Here is a 1,866-nt window from a genome sequence, read left to right as displayed (position 1 = left end):
AGGAGGCCGTAAAAAGCGACATCTTCCTGCCTTCGTGTCTTCGTGCGAACCAAAAAAGCAAGAAGGTTCGCACAAAGACACGAAGACAATAAGCGACTATTTCTTCCCAGCAGGCTTTTTCGCAGGGGCCCTTTTTGCCGGCGCTTTACCCGTCACGGCCTTCTTAATCACCGGCTTCTTCGCTGCGATTTTCTTTCCAGCGGCCATTTGGCTGCGCTTGTTGTCCTTGGGCTTGTCGGACACCGATCCACGCGAGCGGCGTTCGCCCTTGCGTTCTTTGCGCGCCGACTTGGCGATGTTGGCTGCAACGCGCTTTTTGCCCTCGGCGGTTTCGCTGAACTTAGGCGCGTCCAAAACCAAAGCATCGCCCAATTCCATATCGAAGCCCAAATCGTCAAAGCTGGCCTTCATATGCGGGGGCAAATCGGCACGAACGTCGATTTGATGGCCGGCGGGATGGTCAATGCGGATGCGGCGGGCGTGCAGATGCATTTTGCGGCTTATCGTACCCGTCAGAAACGCGTCCTTGCCGCCATATTTGCCGTCTCCGACAATCGGATGACCAATCGCGGCCATGTGCACGCGCAACTGGTGCGTGCGGCCTGTATAAGGCTGCAATTCGACCCAGGCGGTTGCGTTGCCCGCCCGTTCAACGATGCGATAGCGGGTGCGCGCCGATTGCCCGTCTTTTTCATCGACATGCATTTTTTCGCCGCCGCTGCCCGGTTGCTTGCCGATGGGCAAGTCAATGAAACCATCGGCAATGTCGGGCACGCCGACGACCAACGCCCAATATACCTTGCGCGCGGTGCGTGACGAAAATGCCTTGGCAAAATGCCCCGCCGACCGCGATGTCCGCGCAAGCAGCAACGCGCCCGATGTGTCCTTGTCCAAACGATGGACAAGCTTTGGCCGGTTATCGAGCTCAAAGCCCAAGGCATCAAGCAAGCCGTCGACATGGTTCTCGGTCTTGGTTCCACCCTGTGTCGCAAGGCCGGCTGGCTTGTTAATCACAAGGGCAGCGTCATCCTTGTGGATGACCATGCTCAGCGCGAATTCCATTTCGTCTTCGGTCAGGTCACGGCGCTTACGCACGGGCCGTGCGCTGGATGCGGCGGACGTGTCCGCTGGCGGAACGCGTAAAGTCTGTCCGGCCAACAACCGGTCACCCGGCGTCGCCCGCTTGCCATCGACGCGCAATTGCCCCGTGCGCGCCCAGCGCGACACGATGTTGAACGACGCATCGGGCAAATGCCGCTTGAACCAGCGGTCCAATCTTATGCCATCATCATCAGGGGCGACGACAAATTGTCGTATGCCCTTATCGTCATTCTTGCTCATGCCCAAATTGCCTTTGCTATCGCCATACCAGCGAAAATTGCGCCAAGCGCCAATACTACCGACACCAGCGCATAGATTGCCGCCAGGCCCATCTGCCCGCGTTGCACCATCTGCGCCATTTCAAGGCTGAAGGCGCTGAATGTCGTAAACCCGCCCAACACGCCCACACCCAGAAACAGACGCAGCGGTTCCGCCGCATTGTCCCCGCGCATCAACCACATTGCCAATATACCCATGCACAGCCCGCCCGCGACATTTGCCGCAAAGGTCGGCCATGGCCAGCCAGCAGCGCCGACAGGCAAGGCGCGGGACAGGCCATAACGCAAGGCTGCGCCCATGGCTCCGCCCGACATGACAAGGATGATGGGGTTCATGACCGCGCTGTAGCGGGACAAAGCCTACTTTAGCAAGCTTTGCCGCCGCGCAAGATCATGAGGCGGGATTATGCTTTGCCAAAAATGCCTCCATCGACGACAGCAATTTGATCCGGTCTGCCTCACGCGTAAAATAATGGTCGGCGAGCGG

Annotated in this window: 2 protein-coding genes; both read right to left on the bottom strand. The window is 58.6% G+C overall.

The window, feature by feature from the left end; translation table 11 throughout:
* Positions 1-96: 96 nt before the first annotated feature.
* On the bottom strand, positions 97-1,341 hold the full coding sequence (locus HEQ34_RS14260; RefSeq protein WP_296201574.1) for an RluA family pseudouridine synthase: 1,245 nt from the start codon (positions 1,339-1,341) through the stop codon (positions 97-99).
* On the bottom strand, positions 1,338-1,715 hold the full coding sequence (crcB, locus tag HEQ34_RS14255) for a fluoride efflux transporter CrcB (RefSeq protein ID WP_296201573.1): 378 nt from the start codon (positions 1,713-1,715) through the stop codon (positions 1,338-1,340). Before crcB ends, HEQ34_RS14260 begins: the two co-directional genes overlap by 4 nt.
* Positions 1,716-1,866 lie beyond the last annotated feature (151 nt).

This window comes from Sphingorhabdus sp. (assembly GCF_023910635.1).
In the GTDB taxonomy this organism is placed as follows: domain Bacteria; phylum Pseudomonadota; class Alphaproteobacteria; order Sphingomonadales; family Sphingomonadaceae; genus Sphingorhabdus_B.
The sequence above is the reverse complement of the archived record's forward strand: the minus strand, read 5'-3'. Positions and strand labels throughout refer to the sequence as shown.

Coding starts and splice junctions, on each gene's coding strand:
- crcB (WP_296201573.1), bottom strand. CDS start 1,715: ATGAACCCCATCATCCTTGTCATGTCGGGCGGAGCCATGGGCGCAGCC.
- HEQ34_RS14260 (WP_296201574.1), bottom strand. CDS start 1,341: ATGAGCAAGAATGACGATAAGGGCATACGACAATTTGTCGTCGCCCCT.